At 72.1% G+C, this 16,846-nt stretch carries 11 protein-coding genes; 9 read left to right on the top strand and 2 right to left on the bottom strand.

The features are described from left to right. Window positions 1-4: 4 nt before the first annotated feature. The 3 genes from ACFCZ1_RS02410 (at window position 5) to ACFCZ1_RS02420 (ending at window position 5,187) form a co-directional block, all read left to right on the top strand. Window positions 5-574: a hypothetical protein gene (locus ACFCZ1_RS02410; protein ID WP_376676441.1), complete on the top strand. Its 570-nt coding sequence runs from the start codon at window positions 5-7 to the stop codon at window positions 572-574. 156 nt (window positions 575-730) lie between these two features. Next, complete coding sequence (gene adhE, locus ACFCZ1_RS02415; RefSeq protein ID WP_376676442.1) at window positions 731-3,400, top strand: bifunctional acetaldehyde-CoA/alcohol dehydrogenase; 2,670 nt, start codon at window positions 731-733, stop codon at window positions 3,398-3,400. A gap of 68 nt (window positions 3,401-3,468) precedes the next feature. Next, window positions 3,469-5,187: a GAF domain-containing protein gene (locus ACFCZ1_RS02420; protein ID WP_376676443.1), complete on the top strand. Its 1,719-nt coding sequence runs from the start codon at window positions 3,469-3,471 to the stop codon at window positions 5,185-5,187. 145 nt (window positions 5,188-5,332) lie between these two features. On the opposite strand, the gene ACFCZ1_RS02425 is transcribed toward ACFCZ1_RS02420, so the two are convergent. Beyond that, window positions 5,333-5,797 carry a pyridoxamine 5'-phosphate oxidase family protein gene (locus ACFCZ1_RS02425; RefSeq protein WP_376676772.1) on the bottom strand — a complete coding sequence of 155 codons (465 nt, stop codon included), beginning with the start codon at window positions 5,795-5,797 and terminating at the stop codon, window positions 5,333-5,335. Between the two features lie 452 nt (window positions 5,798-6,249). Between ACFCZ1_RS02425 and ACFCZ1_RS02430 the strand changes: the two genes are divergently transcribed. Beyond that, complete coding sequence (locus tag ACFCZ1_RS02430; protein ID WP_376676444.1) at window positions 6,250-6,960, top strand: response regulator; 711 nt, start codon at window positions 6,250-6,252, stop codon at window positions 6,958-6,960. A gap of 155 nt (window positions 6,961-7,115) precedes the next feature. On the opposite strand, the gene ACFCZ1_RS02435 is transcribed toward ACFCZ1_RS02430, so the two are convergent. After that, window positions 7,116-7,988, bottom strand: coding sequence for a universal stress protein (locus ACFCZ1_RS02435; protein WP_376676445.1), 873 nt, complete (start codon window positions 7,986-7,988; stop codon window positions 7,116-7,118). A gap of 268 nt (window positions 7,989-8,256) precedes the next feature. On the opposite strand from ACFCZ1_RS02435, the gene ACFCZ1_RS02440 reads away from it, so the two are divergent. The 5 genes from ACFCZ1_RS02440 to fabV all read left to right on the top strand — a co-directional run bounded on the left by ACFCZ1_RS02440 (window position 8,257) and on the right by fabV (window position 16,618). Beyond that, window positions 8,257-9,126: a universal stress protein gene (locus ACFCZ1_RS02440; protein WP_376676446.1), complete on the top strand. Its 870-nt coding sequence runs from the start codon at window positions 8,257-8,259 to the stop codon at window positions 9,124-9,126. 84 nt (window positions 9,127-9,210) lie between these two features. Next, window positions 9,211-11,913 (top strand): pyruvate, phosphate dikinase, encoded by a 2,703-nt coding sequence (gene ppdK, locus ACFCZ1_RS02445; protein ID WP_376676447.1) that lies wholly within the window; start codon window positions 9,211-9,213, stop codon window positions 11,911-11,913. Between the two features lie 303 nt (window positions 11,914-12,216). Continuing rightward, a complete protein-coding gene (gene pflB / locus ACFCZ1_RS02450) occupies window positions 12,217-14,484 on the top strand; it encodes a formate C-acetyltransferase (protein ID WP_376676448.1) in 2,268 nt (755 codons plus the stop codon). Beyond that, entirely contained in the window at window positions 14,481-15,209 is a 729-nt protein-coding gene (gene pflA / locus ACFCZ1_RS02455; protein WP_376676449.1) for a pyruvate formate-lyase-activating protein, read from the top strand. The genes pflB and pflA overlap by 4 nt, the downstream gene beginning before the upstream one ends. Window positions 15,210-15,409: 200 nt before the next feature. Then, a complete protein-coding gene (gene fabV, locus ACFCZ1_RS02460) occupies window positions 15,410-16,618 on the top strand; it encodes an enoyl-[acyl-carrier-protein] reductase FabV (RefSeq protein ID WP_376676450.1) in 1,209 nt (402 codons plus the stop codon). Window positions 16,619-16,846 lie beyond the last annotated feature (228 nt).

Consider the following 16,846-nt stretch of genomic DNA (forward strand, 5'->3'; position numbering starts at 1 on the left):
CGCCGTGAGGGTGCGGAAAGCCGGGCCGTGGCTGTGGCGGTGGCGGCGCAATCCCCTGCGCCGCCGCTCGTACCTGGTGGAGGGCTGGATCATCCTGGCCTCGGCGGTGATCGGGTTCATCGGCGCGCCCCTGGGCGGCGCGGTGACATGGGAGGCCGTGCTGGACGGCCGGGCCCGTCAGCGGGCGGAGCGCCACCTCACCGAGGCGGTGCCGGTGGACGCCGCCGCGGCACCCGCGGCCGGGGCCGGCAGCCGCACCCGCGTCACCGTGCGGTGGACCGCCGCCGACGGCACCGCGCACACCGGCCGGGTGCCGGCCGGAAGCCACCCGGAGCGCGGAGCGGGCGTACCGCTGTGGACCGACGGCGAAGGCGAGATGGTCTCCGCACCGCTCGGCCCGGCTGCCGCACGGGTCGATGCCGCGGTGGCCGCACTCGCCGTCACGGTGACCCTCGGTTCCACGGCGCTCGCCGTCCACCGGAGCGTACGACGGCGGTGTGAGCGCCGCCGCAGCGCGCAATGGGCGCGGGAGTGGGCCCGGGTGGCGCCCGAGTGGGACCGCAGGGACGCCTGAGCGGGAGGGGCCGGAGACCATCGGGCCCCGCTGCGGGACCTTCGGGACCTTCGCCGCGAGCCCGTGCGGCGGAAGGCTGTAGGTGACAGAACGGACGGCCGTCCCGGTGGCCGGCCACGTGTGGCCGCTGCGCCACCCACATCCAGGGAGCTCTCCATGACTCAGGCGACCAGTGACCCCCGCACCACCTCCGACGGTGCCCTCGACAGTGCCCCTTCGGACGCGCGCATCGCCGTGAACCTGCTGGTCGACAACGCCTCCAAGGCGCTCGCCGACTTCGAGTCGTTCACGCAGGAGCAGGTCGACCACATCGTCGCCAAGGCGTCGGTGGCCGCCCTGGACCAGCACACCGCCCTGGCGCGCTTGGCGGTGGAGGAGACCGGGCGGGGTGTCTTCGAGGACAAGGCGGCGAAGAACATGTTCGCCTGCGAGCACGTCACCCACAGCATGTCCCGGACGAAGACGGTCGGCGTCGTCGGCCGCGACGACATCGAGGGCATCATCGAGATCGCCGAACCCGTCGGCGTGCTCTGCGCGGTCACGCCCGTCACCAACCCGACGTCCACCACCATCTTCAAGGCGCTGCTGGCGCTGAAGACGCGCAACCCCGTCGTGTTCGCCTTCCACCCGTCCGCGCAGGTGTGCAGCGCCGAGGCCGCGCGCATCGTGCGGGACGCCGCCATCGCCGCCGGAGCGCCCGAGCACTGCGTGCAGTGGATCGAGGAACCCTCCATCGAGGCCACCAGCCTCCTCATGCGCCACCCGGGAGTCGCGCTGATCCTGGCGACCGGCGGCAACGCCATGGTCAAGGCCGCCTACTCGGCCGGCAAGCCCGCCGTCGGCGTCGGCGCCGGCAACGTGCCCGCCTACGTGCACCACAGCGCGGACCTGCGCCGGGCGGTCAACGACCTCGTTCTGTCCAAGTCCTTCGACAACGGCATGATCTGCGCGTCCGAGCAGGCGGTCATCCTCGACACCGACGTGTACGACGAGGCGCTCGCCGAGTTCCGGCGCCTGCACGCGTACGTCGCGACCGCCGAGGAGAAGCGGATGCTGGAGACCTACCTGTTCCCGCCGGACCCGGCCGGTCGACAGGGCCGCGTCAACCCGGCCGCCGTCGGGCAGAGCCCGGACCGGATCGCCGAACAGGCCGGGTTCACCGTCCCCGCCGACACGTCGCTCATCCTGGCCGAGGCGAGTCACGTCGGGCCCGACGAGCCGCTGACGCGGGAGAAGCTCTGCCCGGTCCTCACCGTGCTGCGGGCCGAGTCCACCGAGGAGGGCTTCGACCTCGCGGCGGACATGGTCGACTTCCACGGCCAGGGGCACAGCGCGGTGATCCACACCGGTGACCCGGCCCTCGCGGAGCGCTACGGCCGCCGGATGAAGACCGTACGGATCATCGTCAACTCGCCGTCCTCGCAGGGCGCGATCGGCGGCATCTACAACCGTCTGCTTCCGTCCCTGACCCTGGGCTGCGGTTCCTGGGGCAGTACCTCGGTCTCGGACAACGTCTCGGCGGCCCAGCTGCTCAACATCAAGCGCGTCACCACCCGGCAGAACAACCTGCAGTGGTTCAAGGTGCCGCCGAAGATCTACTTCGAGCCCCAGGCCATCCGCTACCTCGCCGCGATGCCCGAGGTCCACCGCGTCACCGTGGTCACCGACGCCACCATGACCCGCCTCGGTTACGTGGAGCGCGTCAGCCGCGTCCTGCAACAGCGGCAGCAGCCCGTGACCATCCAGGTCATCGACGACGTCGAACCGGAGCCGAGCATCGACTCCGTGCAGCGCGGCGCGGCCCTCATGCGTGACTTCCGGCCGGACACCATCATCGCCCTGGGCGGCGGATCCCCCATGGACGCGGCGAAGGTGATGTGGCTGCTCTACGAACAGCCGGACGTCGACTTCGCCGACATGCGGCAGAAGTTCTCCGACATCCGCAAGCGCGCCTTCCGCTTCCCCGTGCTCGGCAAGCGGGCCCGCCTGGTCTGCGTCCCCACCACCTCGGGCACCGGCGCCGAGGTCACCCCCTTCGCGGTGATCTCCGACCCGGAGACCGGCAAGAAGTACCCGCTGGCCGACTACGCCCTGACGCCCAGCGTCGCGATCATCGACCCCGTCCTGACCGCCGACCTGCCCGCGTCGCTCGCCGCCGACAGCGGCTTCGACGCCCTCACGCACGCCACCGAGGCGTACGTCTCCGTGTACGCCAACGACTTCACCGACGGTCTGGCGCTGCACGCCATCAAGCTGATCTTCAACAACCTCGAGGCGGCGGTCACCGGCGAGGCGGCACGACGGAGCCTGGCACGGGAGAAGATGCACAACGCGGGCACCATCGCCGGCATGGCCTTCGGCAACGCCTTCCTCGGCATCGTCCACGCCATGTCCCACACCCTGGGGGCCACCTTCCACATCGCCCACGGGCGGACCAACGCGATCCTCCTGCCGCACGTGATCCGCTACAACGGCACCGTTCCCGCCAAGCTGACGGGATGGCCCAAGTACGAGAGCTACCGGGCCCCCGAGCGCTTCCAGGACATCGCCGGTGCCCTCGGGCTCCCGGCATCCACCCCCGCCGAGGGCGTGGCCTCGTACGCCGCCGCGGTGGAACGGCTGCGGGACGCCGTCGGCATCGAACCGTCCTTCCGGGCCCTGGGCATCGACGAGGCCGCCTTCATCGGCGCGCTGCCGCAGCAGGCACTGAACGCCTATGAGGACCAGTGCGCCCCGGCCAACCCGCGCATGCCGATGCTGGACGACATGGAGGACATCATGCGCACGGCCTACTACGCCGGGCCCCGGCCACTGCCCGCCATCTGACCGTAGGATCACCCGCGCGGCCCGATATCCTGTCGGTCTACAGCGGGTGATCAAGGTCAGGAGGCCAAATGGGGGTGGAGGAGCCGTTGTCGCGGATGCCTCAGATGCGGCTCGACGAGCTGCTCGAGGAACTGCAGGCGCGTATCAACGCGGCCCGCGGCACCCGGGACCGGGTGCACAGCCTGCTCGAGGCGGTCGTTTCGGTGGGGCGCGAGCTCGACCTCTCCCAGGTGCTGCGACGCATCGTGGAGGCCGCCGCACTGCTGGTCGACGCCCAGTACGGAGCCCTCGGGGTCATCGGACCCGACGGCCGGACCCTGTCGCAGTTCCTCACCCACGGGCTCACGGACGAGGAGATCGCCAGGATCGGTCCCCTGCCCGCGGGACACGGGATCCTGGGAAAGCTCATCCGGCGTCCTGAGCCGCTGAGGCTCACCGACCTGAGCGCGGACGAGGCATCGTACGGATTCCCTGCCCACCATCCGCCCATGCGGACGTTCCTGGGCGTGCCGATCCGCGTGCGGAACGAGGTGTTCGGCAACCTCTACCTGACCGGCAAGCGCGGTGGCCTGGACTTCGACGCCGAGGACGAGTCGGTGATCTCCACCCTGTCCGTCGCGGCTGGTGTGGCCATCGACAACGCCCGGCTCTACGAGGCGTCGCAGCGCCAGCAGCGATGGCTGCGGGCGAACGCGGAGATCACCAGCAGCCTGCTCTCCGGCAGTCCGCGCCGGGAGGTCCTGGAGCTCATCGCCCGCCGCGCCGAGGAGATCACGGGCGCAGCGCTCGCCGACGTGTCCGTGCCCGTCGCCGGGACGGACGACCTCGTCGTCGAGCTGGCCATCGGTGCGGACAGTGACAGCCGCCGCGGCCTGGTGGTCCCGGTCGACGGCACCCTGTCCGGCGCCGCCTACACGGCCGGCGCACCCGTGACCACCGTCGGCCTCGACGCGGACGACCGCTACGCCGCGGGCCCGGGTCGCTTCGACGGCCTGGGGCCGGCGGTCGCCGTCCCCCTGGGCACCGCCGCCAAGGACACCAGAGGCGTCCTGCTGCTCGCCCGCCACTCGGGAGAACCCGTCTTCACCGAGGCGGAACTGGAACCTCTCCTGGCCTTCGCCGGACAGGCCGCCCTCGCCCTGGAGCTGGCCCAGCGCCGTAGTGACACCGAGCAGCTCGCCCTCCTGGAGGACCGCGACCGCATCGCCCGCGATCTGCACGACCTCGCCATCCAGCGGCTGTTCGCGACCGGTATGACCCTGCAGAGCGCCGGCCGGCTGGTGCAGAACGAGGGCGCCGCCGAACGCATCTCGCGCGCCGTCGGCGACCTCGACGAAACCATCAAGATCATCCGCTCCACCATCTTCGGCCTGCGCGCACGAGACGAGCACACGGGACCGAGTCTTCGGGCACACGTGGCCCGCGCGGTGGGCGAGACGGCGACCACGCTCGGCTTCCCGCCGCGCCTCAGCATGGAAGGACTCCTCGACACGGACGTTCCGGAGCAGGTGGCCGAGCACGTCACGGCGGCCCTCACCGAAATGCTGAGCAACGCCGCCCGCCACGCCCACGCGTCGCGCGTCGAGGTCGCCCTGCAGGCCACCAGCCACGAAGTCATCCTCACCGTGACGGACAACGGCCGGGGCATCCCCGACGGAGGCAGGCGCAGCGGCCTGAGCAACCTTGAGGAACGGGCTCACCGCATGGGCGGCACGCTGACGATCGAGCGCCCCGACGCGGGCGGCAGCCGGCTCGTGTGGCGGGCGCCACTCACCGTCGGCGCGTGACGGCCCGGTGACCCCGCTCTCGCAGGACGCCGGTCCGTACGCGTGACACCGCCGCACGCCCCCTCCGCCCCTTGTGGGAGGGGGCTCCGGTCGCGGTGACCTCCTGCCGTGACACCGGAGGGGGGCCGCCTGCCCGGTCGGCGCGCTACGTGGTGAGCTGCAAGCCCGTGACCAGGTCGGGCTGGATGCGTAGCGCGGCGTTCATGTCGGGGTGGTCGATCCACGGGCGCAGGCGGGCGGCGAAGCGCGCGAGTTCACCGGGATCGGTGACCCGGTGGGCGTAGCCGGTCACCACGACGCTCCAGCCGATGTGCGTGTCCGGGTCGATGACGTCCGCCTCGTACGCGACCACGACGCCTATGGCGTCGCTGGGCGCGACGATGGAGGTGAGCGTCGCGCCGTCGTGGAGCTGGACGATGATGTCGTCGCCGTCCATGAGGTGGTTGACGGGGCGGACGGCCGGCAGGGCGTGCTGGGTGAAGACGATGCGCCCCAGGGAGACGCTGCCGAGCAGGCGCAGCGCCTCGGCGCGGTGGAGTCGTGTCATGCGCCTGGGCGCCACCGCCTCCCGGTGGTCATCCACCGTTCGATGCGTGGCTTCGTCCTGCATCATGCTCACCTTCTGCTCTGGCTCGGTCCCGGGTGGCACCACGTGCCGTCAGCCAGCGTCCCTGCGGACGGCCGTCGGCAATAGGGCCGAACGGACCCTTCGTGCGGGTCGGAAGTCAAGCCGTCCTGCCAAACGGCCCTGTCGCTTCGGAGGGGCCGGGCGAAGGAGCGGGGCCGGGTGCGGTCCGGGCCGCCGACGCCGGCTCGATGCGTGCCGCGGTGTGGAGATCGGGTTCCCCGGCCGGGGCGACGGCCACCGTGGCCAAGGCCTTCCTGACGACACCTCGCCGCACGCTGGCCGACCCGGATGCGAGCCGGCGCTGTCAGGGGCATCAGAATGTGGGGGTGTGCCGCACATCAGGGCCATCCGGCCCTGGCCGATGGTCCCTGTCGCGCGGCACCATGCAGTGGGTCCGCCTGCGGCGGAACAAAACGGCGAACACGGAGTGTGCAATGACGGACAGCAGCGGCGGCCTCACCGAGAAGGAACCGGTCAGGGTCTTCCTCCTCGACGATCACGAGGTGGTGCGCCGCGGTGTGCACGATCTGCTGGATGCCGAGCCGGACCTGACCGTCGTCGGGGAGGCGGGCACGGTCGAGCAGGCGCTCGTCCGCGTGCCCGCACTGCGCCCGCACGTAGCCGTCCTGGACGTGCGTCTGCCGGACGGGGACGGCGTGAGCGTCTGCAGGGAGCTGCGCTCCAGCATGCCCGACCTCGCCTGCCTGATGCTGACGTCGTTCGACGACGAGGAGGCGCTGCTCGACGCGATCATGGCCGGCGCGTCCGGCTACGTCCTCAAGCAGATCACCGGCACCGACCTGGTCAACGCGGTGCGGACGGTCGCCTCCGGCCAGTCCATGCTGGACCCCGGGGCCACGGCCCGGGTGATGGCCCGGCTGCGCGGCGGAGCCCCCGAGGAAGAGCACCCGCAGGGCCTGCCCGGCCTGACGGAGCGGGAGCGCGAGATCCTCGCCCTGGTGGGGGAAGGGCTGACCAACCGGGAGATCGGCAAGCGGCTCTACCTGGCGGAGAAGACGGTCAAGAACAACATCTCCCGGCTGCTGGCCAAGCTCGGCGTCGAACGGCGGGTGCAGGCCGCCGTCATCGCCACCCAGGCACTGTCCGCCCAGGGCGATCCGAGCGGGCGGCTCAACAGGGCGTGACGGCCGCCCGAGGAGCTGAGCGCAGGCAGCGCAGGCAGCGCATGCTCACGCACTCGCGAACCGGCTGAGCGGCCCGTGCCCGGCATCCTTCCCGGATGCCGGGCACGGGCCGCTTCCGCGTGTCCGTCGGAGGGGTCGGCCGACCCATGAGGCCGTCAGGCGTGTGGCACGACGGCGACGGGGCAGGGGGCGTGGTGCAGCGCGGCGTGGGCGACGGACCCGATGCGGGTACCGACGGGCGCGCGGCGTGCCCGGCGCCCGACCACGAGCAACTGCGCGCTCGACGCGGCCGACAGCAGCACCTGCCCTCCGCTGCCGATCTCGACGTGCTCGACGACCGGCACGTCGGGGTAGCGTGCACGCCACGGAGCGAGTGCCTCCGCCAGCGCCTGCTTCTCGAACGGCTCCAGCCCTCCGGCCTCGTCGGCCAGCACCATCGAGCCGGGGCTGTAGGCGTAGACGGGCGGCAGGCTCCAGGCCCGCACCGCGCGAACGGCGGCGCCGCGGGCGGCCGCGGCCTCGAAGGCGAACCCGAGCACCGCGTCGCAGTCCTCGGGCGTGCCCTGCTGGCCCACGACGACCTCGCCGCCCGCCCCCGAAAGCGTCTTCCCGTCCCGGGACCGGACCGACACCACCGGCCGGGTCGAGCCGGCGATCACCTGCTGTCCGTACGAGCCCAGCAGGAAGCCCATCAGGGCGCCGTGCCCGCGTGAACCGAGGACCAGCATCTCGGACCGTTCCGCCTCGCCGAGCAGTGCGGCGACCGCCGTGTCGTGCACCACTTCAGCGGTGACGGCCAGGTCCGGATACCGCTCGGCGACGTGCTTCCCGGCCTCGCGCAGCACGGCGCGTGCGGCCTCGGCCTGAGCCTCCTCGTCCTGGACGACGGGTACGTCCAGCGGCTGCCACAGCCAGGCGTGCACGATGCGCAGCGGTACCTTCCGGATCCCGGCTTCGCGTGCCGCCCAGTCGGCCGCTGCCAGGCTTTCCGCAGATCCGTCCACTCCGACGGTGATGGCGCGGGTCATGGGGGCTGCCTCCATATCGTTCGACGGGCACGGCCGTCCGGGCCGCCCCCTTCTTCTCTTCCCAGCATCAGCGATGCGGGCACCGTTTCCGGAGGGCCACTCGGCCCTGTGTTCCGGCCGTTCGGCCACGACGTCCGACCGCCGCCCGGTCGTGCGCGGGCATGGGGACTACAGGTCCCGCGGCAGGGACTTGTGGCCCCTCCGCGGCGTATCGCGGGGAGGCCACTGTTGAGGCGAAGACCCGTCCCCGTTCTCCTGAGGAGCCGTTATGTCCCGCACCGTCACCGTTGGCTTCGACGGTTCCCGTGAAAGCCTGGCCGCCGTGGACTGGGCTGCTGAGGAGGCACTGCGCCGCGGGGCGCCGCTGCGGCTGCTCCAGGTCTGGGGCAAGGACGACGACCCGCGTACGCGCTTGGTGGACCAGGCGACGGCCCGGGGGTGGGGTGAGCGGGCGCTCGGTACGGCGGAGCGGCGGCTGCGCCGGCGTCACCCGGAGCTCGGGATCGAGACGGCATGGGTCTGCGGTGACCCGGTGGAGGAGCTGTGCGCCGCGCAGGAGGCGGAGCTGCTGGTGCTCGGCTCACGTGGCCTGGGCGCTCTGGCCGGCTTCCTCGCCGGGTCCGTCTCGCTGGCCGTGCTCGCCCGCACCGAGCGCCCCGTGGTCCTGGTCCGCCCGCACAACCGTGCGGCGGCGGGGGAAAGCGGTCCGGCCGGAGAGGTGGTCGTCGGTCTGGACGTGTCCGCGCCCGGCGACGAGGTGCTCGCCTTCGGCTTCGCCCAGGCCGACCGGTACGGCTGCGGCCTGCGGGTGCTGCACACCTGGGCCGTTCCGACGCTCTACGGACCCGACATGGGCGGCGCCCTGCAGCTGGTCATGGCGGAGGTCGCCCAGGACGCGCGCCGGGCGCTCGACGAAGCGCTGGCCCCGTGGACGGAGAAGTACCCGAACGTGTCCGTCGTCCGCGAATGCCACCAGGGCCGGCCTGCGCACGACCTCGCGCAGGCCACGCCGGGGGCCCGGCTCGTCGTGGTGGGCCGCCGCAACCGGCGCGCGCGGCTCGGCACCCACATCGGGGCCGTCACCCACGCCGTCGTCCACCACTCGCTGGCTCCCGTCGCGGTCGTGCCGCACGACTGACGGACCACCGCTCCTGAGCACACGGCCACATGCCCGTGCCCCTCCCGGGGACCCGGCACCCACCGAAGAGACGGGCGAGCAGCCATGACCACCTATGTGTACGACTTCTCCGAGGGCGGCCGGGAACGGGCCGGTCTCCTGGGAGGCAAGGGCGCGAATCTCGCGGAGATGGCGCGCATGGGCCTGCCCGTGCCGCCCGGTTTCACCGTCACCACCGAGGCCTGCCGGGTCTTCCTCGCCACCGGCCAGCCCCCGGCCGGCCTCGACCGGCAGATCGGCGAGCATCTCGCGGCGCTGGAACGAGCGGCCGGGAAGCGCCTCGGCCAGGTGGACGACCCCCTCCTGCTGTCCGTCCGCTCGGGGGCGAAGTTCTCCATGCCGGGCATGATGGAGACCATCCTCGACATCGGGCTGAACGACTGCGCGGTCCTGGGCCTGGCCAAGACACCCGAGCGCGAACGCTTCGCCTGGGACTCCTACCGGCGCCTCGTGCAGATGTTCGGCGTTACGGTCATGGGCGTCGACGGCGCCCACTTCGAGGAGGCGCTCGCCGCCGTCAAGAAGGAGCACCACCGGACCGACGACTCACAGCTGGACGCCTGCGACCTCATCCGGCTCGTCGAAACCTTCAAGGACCTGATCCGGGAGCAGACCGGGGAGGAATTCCCGCAGGATCCGGCCGAGCAGCTGCGGCGGGCGGTCCTTGCCGTGTTCACCTCCTGGAACGGCGAGCGCGCACGCCTCTACCGCCGCCGTGAACACATCCCGGACGACCTGGGCACCGCCGTCAACATCCAGGCCATGGTCTTCGGCAACCTCGGTCCCGACTCCGGCAGCGGCGTCGCCTTCACCCGGGACCCGGCAACCGGCCGACCGGGCGTCTACGGTGACTACCTGCCCGACGCCCAGGGCGAGGACGTCGTCTCCGGCATCCGCAACACCGTTCCCCTCCAGGACCTGGCCGGCCTCGACCCCACGTCGTTCACGCGGCTGTGCGGCTACATGGACCAGCTGGAGGCCCACTACCGCGACCTGTGCGACATCGAGTTCACCATCGAGCGCGGCACCCTGTGGATGCTCCAGACCCGCGTCGGCAAGCGCACCGCCCAGGCCGCGTTCAGCATCGCCTCCCAACTCGCCGACGAAGGACTCATCAGCGAGCGGGAGGCGCTGGGCCGGGTCAGCGGTGAGGCGCTCGCACGGCTGATGTTCCCCCGTTTCGCCGCCACGGACACCAGCGAGGTCATCGCGCGAGGCGTGCCCGCCTCACCGGGAGCGGCCGTGGGAGCCGTCGTGTTCGACTCCGCGGAAGCGGTCCGCAGGGCGGCCGCCGGCGAGAAGGTCGTGCTCGTACGACAGGAGACGACGCCCGACGACCTGCCGGGCATGGTCGCCGCCCAGGCGGTGCTCACCAGCCGCGGCGGGAAGACCAGCCACGCCGCGGTCGTCGCACGCGGCATGGGCAAGGTGTGCGTCTGCGGGGCGGAGGACATCGTCGTGGACACACGGGAGCGGCGCTTCACCGCCGGTGGCGTGACGGTCCCCGAAGGCACGGTCGTCTCCGTCGACGGCTCGCAGGGCCTGGTGCGCCTCGGCTCCGTACCCCTGGTCGACTCCGAGGTCATGCGGTACTTCGACGAGGGTGGCGTGCTGCCGGCCGACGGCACGGCCCGGCAGCCGGTGCGTGACGTGGACCGGCTCATGCGCCGGGCGGATGCCGTACGGGGCCTGGAGGTCCGGGCGAACGCCGACACCCCCGAGGACGCGGCCCGCGCCCGCCGCTTCGGCGCCCAGGGAATCGGCCTGTGCCGCACCGAGCACATGTTCCTGGGCGACCGGCGCCCGCTCGTCGAGAGGATGATCCTCGCGCACGGCGACACCGAACGCGAGGCGGCGCTCGCCGCGCTGCTGCCGCTCCAGAGGCAGGACTTCACCGGCATCCTCGAAGCGATGGACGGACTGCCGGTCACCGTCCGGCTGCTCGACCCGCCGCTGCACGAGTTCCTGCCGGACCGTACGGAACTCGCCGTCCGTCTCGCACGCGGCGAAGCCCTCGGCACGCCACCCGACCCGCACGACACCGAACTCCTGGCGGCCGTCACGCGCATGCACGAGGAGAACCCGATGCTCGGCCTGCGCGGCGTACGCCTGGGGCTCGTGGTGCCCGGGCTGGTGGCCATGCAGGTACGCGCGCTCGCCGAGGCCGTCGTCGCGCGCAGGCGGGCGGGCGGCGACCCCCGGGCGGAGATCATGGTCCCGCTGGTGGACGCGGTCGAGGAGCTCCACCTCGTACGGGAGGAAGTGGACCGGGTCCTGGCGCGGGTCTCGGAAGAGACGGGCGTGGACATCGCCTGCCCCGTCGGAACCATGATCGAACTGCCCAGGGCGGCCCTCACCGCCGGCCGGATCGCGAAGGAGGCGCAGTTCTTCTCCTTCGGTACGAACGACCTGACACAGACCACCTGGGGCTTCTCGCGCGACGACGTCGAGGCCGCGTTCTTCTCCGCGTACCTCGACAAGGGCATCTTCCCCGTCTCCCCGTTCGAGACGATCGACCGCGAAGGCGTCGGCCGGCTGGTGCGGATCGCGGTCGAGGAGGGCCGGGCAGCCCGCCCGGACCTGAAGATCGGCGTGTGCGGGGAGCACGGAGGCGACCCCGCGTCGGTCCACTTCTTCCACGACACCGGACTGGACTACGTCTCCTGCTCGCCCTTCCGCGTTCCGGTCGCCCGCCTGGAGGCCGGCCGGGCGGCCCTGGCGGCGAACGGCGACGACCCGAGCGCGTGACCCCGCACCGCCCTGCCCGAACGCTGCCCGTGGGCCCGGCACCCCATCGGCGGGCGCCGGTCCGCGAGTGCCGGTCCGCGAGTGCCGGTCCACCCGTCCCGCGGTGCCGCGGGGGAGGGCGGAACGTCCCGCGCGCCATCGGGACCACCGGCCCTCTCCCGTCCGGTACACACGGGCCGGTCGGCGGCCCCACCTGCCTGTTCGGCTCTGTCCCGGCGGCAGGGCCGACGGACACCATCGAGAGGTGAGGCCCTGGCGATCCTCACCGACCCCCGGCCGCCCCAGCACCCTGGAGATGACGAGATGACCGTGACCGCCCAGCCCCCTGCCGGCACCATCCCCACCGACACCGCGTGGCGCGGTTTCACCGGTGGCCGGTGGCAGCGGCACATCGACGTCCGCGGCTTCATCCAGGCGAACTACACACCGTACGAGGGGGACGCCGCGTTCCTCGCCGGTCCCAGCGACCGCACCCTCGCCGTATGGAGCGCCGTAGCCGCTCTCTTCCCCGAGGAGCGCCGCAAGGGCGTACTCGACGTCGACACCGCCACGCCCTCCACCATCACCTCCCACGCGCCCGGCTACATCGACCGCGACCGGGAGCTGATCGTCGGGTTGCAGACCGACGCCCCGCTGAAGCGGGCCATCATGCCCAACGGCGGACTGCGCATGGTCGAGAACGGGCTGCGCGCGTACGGCTTCGAGCCGGACCCGTTCGTCACCACCGTCTTCGGCACGTACCGCAAGACCCACAACGACGGTGTCTTCGACGCCTACACCCCCGAAATGCTGCGGGCCCGCAGGGCCGGCATCATCACGGGCCTGCCCGACGCCTACGGGCGGGGCCGGATCATCGGCGACTACCGCCGCGTCGCCCTCTACGGGACCGGCCGGCTGATCGAGGCCAAGCGCGCCGAGCGGGCGAGGCTGGACGGGCTCCCGTCCACGGGCGACGTGATCCGCGACCGCGAGGAACTGGCTGAGCAGATCCGGGCGCTGGGCGAGCTCGAGCGGATGGCCGCTTCCTACGGCTGCGACGTGTCCCGTCCCGCCGCCACCGCGCACGAGGCCGTCCAGTGGCTGTACCTGGGCTTCCTCGCCGCCGTGAAGGAGCAGAACGGCGCGGCCATGTCCCTGGGCCGGACCTCCACCTTCCTGGACGTCTACCTCCAGCGCGACCTCGACGAGGGCCGCATGGACGAGAGCCGCGCCCAAGAGCTCATCGACGACTTCGTGATCAAGCTGCGGATCGTGCGGTTCCTGCGCACACCGGAGTACGACGCGCTGTTCTCCGGAGACCCCACCTGGGTCACGGAGTCCATCGGCGGCATCGGTGAGGACGGCCGCCCCCTGGTCACCCGCACCTCGTTCCGGTTCCTGCAGACCCTGTACAACCTCGGCCCCGCCCCGGAGCCCAACCTGACCGTGCTGTGGTCCCCGCGACTGCCCGAGGGCTTCAAGCGGTTCACCGCCCAGGTGTCCATCGACACCAGCTCCATCCAGTACGAGTCCGACGAGCTCCTGCGGCCGCGTACCGGTGACGACACCGCGATCGCCTGCTGCGTGTCCGCGATGGCCGTGGGCAGCCAGATGCAGTTCTTCGGTGCCCGCGTGAACCTCGCCAAGGCCCTGCTGTACGCGATCAACGGCGGCCGCGACGAGATGAGCGGCGAGCAGGTGGCCCCGGCGACGGCCCCGCTGACCGGCGAGTACCTCGACCACGCAGAGGTGGCCGAGGCCTACGACCGCACGCTGGACTGGCTCGCCGCGACCTACGTCAACGCGCTCAACGTGATCCACTACATGCACGACAAGTACGCCTACGAACGTATCGAGATGGCCCTGCACGACCACCCCGTCCACCGCACCATGGCGTGCGGCATCGCGGGCCTGTCCGTGGCGACCGACAGCCTCTCGGCCATCAAGCACGCCCGCGTCAAGGTCATCCGGGACGCCACCGGGCTCGCCGTCGACTACCTGGTCGAGGGCGACTACCCGGCCTACGGCAACGACGACGACCGCGCGGACGGCATCGCGGTCGAGCTGGTCCGCTCCTTCATGGCCAAGGTGCGCCGCCACCCCACCCACCGCAATGCCGAACACACGCTGTCCGTGCTCACGATCACCTCCAACGTCGTCTACGGCAAGCACACCGGCACCACACCCGACGGCCGCCGTGCCGGCACCCCCTTCGCCCCGGGCGCCAACCCGATGAACGGCCGCGACCACCACGGCATGGCCGCCTCCGCCCTGTCCGTCGCCAAGATCCCGTACGACCAGGCACGCGACGGAATCTCGCTGACCTCGACCATCACCCCGGAGGGCCTCGGGCACGACCCGGCGGAACGGGCGGGGCACCTCGTCGGCCTCCTCGACGCCTACACCACCGCCGGCGGCTTCCACATGAACGTCAACGTCCTCGACCGGGCCACACTCCAGGACGCCATGGAACACCCGGACAACTACCCCGACCTGACCATCCGCGTCTCCGGCTACGCCGTCAACTTCGTCCGGCTCACCCGCGAACAGCAGCTGGACGTCATCAACCGCACCTTCCACGGTGCGCGATGACCACCGGCCGCATCCACTCCTGGGACCTGTCCACCGGCGTGGACGGGCCCGGCACCCGGTTCGTCCTGTTCCTCAGCGGCTGCCCGCTGCGCTGCCTGTACTGCGCCAACCCCGACACCTGGCACATGCGCGACGGGCGGGAGGTCACCGTGGACGAGGTGGTCGAGCGCATCGAGCGGTACCGGCAGTTCACCGACCTGGCCGGTGGGGGAGTGACCCTGACCGGAGGCGAGCCCCTGCTCCAGTCCGCCTTCACCGCCGAAGTGCTGCACCGGTGCAAGGAGCTGGGCCTGCACACCGCACTGGACACCTCGGGCGCCCTCGGCATCCGGGCCGACGACGCGCTCCTGGCCGATACCGACCTCGTCCTGCTCGACATCAAGTCCTTCGACACCGCCACCTACCGCCGCCTGACCGGCGGCCACCTGGCCCCGACCCTCAACTTCGCCACCCGCCTGAACCGGCTCGCCGTCCCCGCCTGGATCCGCTACGTCCTGGTTCCCGGATGGACCGACGACCCGGCAGCCGTCGACGGGCTGGGCCGCTTCCTCGCGGGACTGGACAACGTCGACCGCGTCGACGTCCTGCCCTTCCACAAACTCGGTGCCCACAAGTACGACGCGCTCGGCATCCCCTTCCCGCTCCGTGAGAACCCCGTACCGGACGGCGCACTCGTCGAACGCGTCCGTGACCAGTTCCGGGCGCACGGCTTGCGGGCGAGATGACGAACCGGCCGGGCCCGGTCCCCCACCGGCCGCCCCGGTACGGCTACGACGGGTCCTCGTGGGAACCCTCCAAGCCCGGCCGGACATCGTTGTGCCGGTCAAGATCACCGTGTTCCCGCGCACGGCCGCAGACTTGCGGGACGGGGTGGCCGAGACGGCCGCCTCGTCCTTGTCCGTGACGACACCTGGGGCACCACACCGTGAGCGAACGCGTCATCGCGCCCAAGAGCCGGGGCTTCCTGTTCCTCGACTCCCACCCCGACGGCTGCCGACAGCTGGTGGAAGAGATGTGGCAGGCCGTCCCCGCCCCGGTCACCGCCGGGGGCGAAGGACCGGTGGCCCTGGTCATCGGCTCGTCCGCCGGGTACGGCCTGGCCGCCACGATCGCGGGCCTGGCCCGTGTCGGTATCCGTGGCATCGGCGTGTGCTTCGAGAAGGCGCCCGCGCGGCGCACCGGCACGGCCGGCTGGTACCGCACCGCCGCCACCGCCCGGCTCGCCCGACAGCACGGGCGGGACATGGTCTTCCTCAACGGCGACGCGTTCAGCGACACGGTGAAGGAGCAGGTTGCCGACCTCCTCGCCGAGCGGTTCGGGGGACGACTCGACTTCCTGGTCTACTCGGTGGCCGCGCCTCGCCGCACCGACCCGGACACCGGCGACGTGCACGCTTCGGTCCTCAAGCCGATCGGCTCGCCGTACACCACCAAGACCCTCGTCTTCGACGACCACGGTGCCCCGGAGGTGAAGGAGGTCGCCACCGCGCCGGCCGAGGGCGACGACGTCGAGCAGACCGTGGCGGTCATGGGCGGCACCGACTGGGAACGGTGGATCACGTTCCTGGCCGGCCGGTCCCTGCTCGCCGACGGCTTCACCACCGTCGCCCTGTCCTACATCGGCTCGCCGCTCACCGCGGCGATCTACCGGCAGGGCGCGATCGGCGCCGCGAAGTCCCATCTGGAAGCCACCGCACGCACGTTGGACGAGCGCCTCGGCAAGACCCTGGGCGGCCGGGCCGTGACGTCGGTCAACGCCGCCGCCGTCACCCAGTCCTCCACCGCCATCCCCGGCATCGCCCTGTACGTCGGGCTGCTGCGCGGCGTACTCGGCGACGCCATGGTGGCCCCGATCGGTCAACTGGTCCAGCTGTGGGACCAGCTGACCGGCGCCCGCCCCCTCGACCTCGACGACGAGGGCCGGGTCCGCCTCGACACCTGGGAACTCGACCCGGCCGTGCAGAACGCCGTCGCCGAACGCTGGAGCACCGCCACCAGCGACACCATCGCCGAACTCGCCGACCTCGACTGGTTCAGCGACGAAGTCCGCCGCCTCTACGGCTTCTCCGTCCCCGGGGTCGACTACACCGCCGCCGTCGAAACCGACGTCCCCTGGCCCGCCCCCACCATCTGACCCGCGCTACGAACGCCCCGGCAGCGGGGACGGGGCGCGACGGCCCCAAGTCTGTGAGACGGCCACGCGGCAGCCCGTGGACCGCGACCCCGGACGCACCGGGCCCGGGCCGCCGGGGACCGCCGAGTCCGGGGGAGCGGGCGCCGCGCCCCTTCCGTCAGACCGGGCACGGTGGACGACCCTCTGCCGACGGGTGGCGGCGCGGCGATACTGGAGCTGAGGCGACCG

Origin of the sequence: Streptomyces sp. NPDC056224 (assembly GCF_042267665.1) — a bacterium.
Classification (GTDB): Bacteria; Actinomycetota; Actinomycetes; order Streptomycetales; family Streptomycetaceae; genus Streptomyces.